Origin of the sequence: Gemmatimonas sp. (assembly GCF_044345575.1) — a bacterium.
Taxonomy (GTDB): domain Bacteria; phylum Gemmatimonadota; class Gemmatimonadetes; order Gemmatimonadales; family Gemmatimonadaceae; genus Gemmatimonas.
This window is the reverse complement of the sequence record NZ_JBIJAW010000394.1, coordinates 1-2,896: the sequence shown is the minus strand read 5'-3', so window position 1 is coordinate 2,896 and position 2,896 is coordinate 1. Positions and strand designations below refer to the sequence as shown.

The 2,896-nt window shown below is 70.8% G+C and carries 5 protein-coding genes; all 5 read right to left on the bottom strand.

The window, feature by feature from the left end:
• On the bottom strand, nt 1-483 hold a 483-nt coding region (locus ACIQ6O_RS15685; RefSeq protein ID WP_396208715.1), incomplete at its 3' end, for a hypothetical protein.
• The gene (locus tag ACIQ6O_RS15680) at nt 480-1,097 is read right to left on the bottom strand and encodes a hypothetical protein (protein WP_396208714.1); all 618 of its coding nucleotides are present in this window, start codon (nt 1,095-1,097) and stop codon (nt 480-482) included. The genes ACIQ6O_RS15685 and ACIQ6O_RS15680, both read right to left, overlap by 4 nt.
• The gene (locus tag ACIQ6O_RS15675; RefSeq protein WP_396208713.1) at nt 1,094-1,540 is read right to left on the bottom strand and encodes a type II secretion system protein; all 447 of its coding nucleotides are present in this window, start codon (nt 1,538-1,540) and stop codon (nt 1,094-1,096) included. Before ACIQ6O_RS15675 ends, ACIQ6O_RS15680 begins: the two co-directional genes overlap by 4 nt.
• Nucleotides 1,527-1,979 carry a Tfp pilus assembly protein FimT/FimU gene (locus tag ACIQ6O_RS15670; RefSeq protein ID WP_396208712.1) on the bottom strand — a complete coding sequence of 151 codons (453 nt, stop codon included), beginning with the start codon at nt 1,977-1,979 and terminating at the stop codon, nt 1,527-1,529. The genes ACIQ6O_RS15675 and ACIQ6O_RS15670 overlap by 14 nt, the downstream gene beginning before the upstream one ends.
• Nucleotides 1,976-2,896 (bottom strand): type II secretion system F family protein (locus ACIQ6O_RS15665; RefSeq protein ID WP_396208711.1); only part of this gene is annotated, 921 nt, incomplete at its 5' end. The genes ACIQ6O_RS15670 and ACIQ6O_RS15665, both read right to left, overlap by 4 nt.

The window sequence follows — 2,896 nt, the reverse complement described above, 5'->3', positions numbered from 1 at the left end:
ATCCGCGTCACGCCAGTCGAGAACCGTCCGAGCGAGCAGCGTCGCCTCCTCGGTTTCGCCGATGACCGACGCGATCAGCGCGGCCAGCTCCGTCTCGCTGGCGAGGTTTACGTTCACCACGGTGCCCAGATCGATGCTTCGCACCGATACGGCGCGATCACCCAGCGGCCACGGATTCGACAGGCGGACGGGGAGATCGGACCACGGATCGGGCAGGGTGCGCATGCGCCGCGTGGTCACGCGGCGTGCGTCGGTGCGCAGGCGCTCCCGCTCCTCCCACTCGAGACGGGCCTGCACCTGCGCCAGCACCCCCTCCAGGGCGGCGCGGTCCCGGCTGCGATCGGAAGACGTGAGGCCCAGCTGCCGCCGCTCGCGGGCCACCGTCGCAAACTGCAGTCCGGCGGTGGTGATCATCACTACCAGCCAGAGCGCCGCGAGCAGTGCCACGCCCCGGCGCGCGCGCGCCTGTCGTGTCGCGATCACAGCGTATCTCCCGCAGCCGCCGCCGGACGCGGTTCACTCGCGTGGGGAAGCACGATGGTCAGCGGGAGGCGCCGCAGCCGATCGTCACCGGCCTCGGTGGCGGAGAAGGTCAGCCGCACGGCCAGCGGCCGCGCCGCCGCCGCCCCGTCGGCCGTACGCCATGTTCGCGTGTCGGCATCCAGGTACTCGACGCTCATCGCCATGATGTCCGCGTCGATTTCCCGCCGCTCGACGGGGCGCTCCGGCGACACGCGGAACTCGAGTGTCAGCCCCTGTTCTGGAGTCCCGGCGTCGTCGTCGATGAAGAGCCGAAGCGGGAGGCCGGGGGCGCCCGCCGGGTTCACGGCGGTTGTCGTGAAGGCCAGCCCGTTCGCACGAGGAGGCCAGGTCACGGTGCCGGAGGACAGCCACTCGCCCAGCAGTGCGCGCATCGCGGCCGCGCGTTCGGTATCGGACGCGCGGGTCACCAGCTGGGTCCGACGATCGATCGACGTGCGAAACGCCGCCGCGCCAGCTGCGGCCACGGCGCCCGTTACCACGAGGGCCACGACCAGCTCGAGCACCGTGGTGCCCGCACGCCGTCGCGGTTCAATGCGCCGCTGGTGTCGCATCACGGCCGGTCGACCGACGACCCGTTGGTGCGCACGGCGGGACGGCGGTAGAGCGCCGAGGTCGTGGAGTGCACGCCGCCTTCCCATTGCACCGACACGTGCACGGTGAACAGACCGGCATACTGCCCGTCGCCCTGAACGCTCGCCTGCCAGCCGTACTCATCGAATGGGGCGGCAAACGTGCCGCCGCTGAGCGAGTCGGGGAGCACGCGCAGCGCTTCATCGCTGAGTAGCGCAATGCGCGCCATCGTTTCGTCGGCCAGCGCCGACGCCTCATGCGCCCGTTGGGCACGCTCGGCCGCACGTACGCCCGCGCCCGTCGTCGCGAGAATGCTGGCGCTTGTCGCGCCGACGATCGCCAGCGCCGCCACCGCTTCCAGCAACGAGACCCCGCGGCGCGCGCGCGGCGGCCGCGGCAACGAGCGCGATGCGCTAGCGCGCCACACGCATCACCTCACCGTTCCAGGGGTCGACGCGCAGATCAAGCCATCCCGATGCGTGGCGTAGCGCCATCGGCCGCCCCTGGGCGGCGCCGGTGGGGCGAAACACGTACAGCGCCACCGTGTCCGCCGTGACCAGCGTCTCATCAGGCGCCAGCGGCAGCACCGTATCGCGCCAGACACCACGGCCGCCCGTCCCGGCGGTGTCGACCCGCATGCGCTGGTGCTCCACGTCGAGGTGCACCCGCACCATCTGCTGCATCCCGACAGCCTGCTGGCGCGCCTCGCTGAGGGCCGCGGCCAGCGCGAAACCGGGCGAGCCGTCGTCGCGGGTGTCAACGGTGAAGGCCGCGGGCCACATCGGCAGCACCAGCAGCGCACCGATGGCGGTGATCGCCAGCACGATGGCCGTCTCTAGCAGCGTGAACCCGCGTCGCGGCGTCATCGCACGAACGAGCCGGCGTTGATGCCATAGATCGCCTGCAACAGCGCGAAGGCGATGAGCGCCACGATGGCACCGAAGATCACGATGAGCGCTGGCTCGGCCAGAGTGGCCAGACGCTGCGCCGTTCGCTCGGCGCGTTCGTCAAGAATGTCGGCGGCCTTGAAGAGAAACGTGCGTAACTGCGATGCCTCTTCGCCCACGCCGACAAGTTGCGCCAGCACCGCCGGAAAGAGTGGGCTCGCCGCGATGGCCCTCCCGAGTGTGGCGCCCTCACGAACACGCTGTCGCACGAGGATGGTCTCGTCGCGGGCAATGGGATCGTCGAGGGATTCCACAACATCCCCGAGTGCTGTGTACAGTGGAGCGCCTCCACCAAGCAACGCGGCGAGCAGTCGCGCCATGCGGGCGCCCACGATCTGTCGGCGGAGCGTGCGAACGACCGGGAGCGACAACAACAGGCGCGCCCGAACCCGACGGCCATCGGGGGACCGCTGCATCCACAGCAGCACTGCCACCAGTGCCACCGAGACGCCGGTCAACAGCGGCCACGCGCGTACGAGCAGCTGCGAAGCCGTCACCAGCAGCTGCGTACTGCGCGGCAGCGTAGCGCCCGCCTCGGTCAGCAGCGAGGTGAATTGAGGCAGCACGACCAGGAGCAGGACCGCGACGGCGCAGGCGCCGGCCACGGCGAGCAGAACCGGGTAGAGCGTGGCCGTGAGGACGCGGCCCCGCAACTGCTCCTCGCGATCGAGCTGCGACGCCAGCCGCGCGAAAGCGCCATCGAGATCGCCGCTCCGTTCGCCGGCGCGCACGATGCCACGATACAGCGGCGAGAATTGGGCGGGAAACGCCGCGAGCGCGGTGGCCAGCATCTCACCGCGCACGACCCGCGCACGCACGTCGATGACGGCATCACG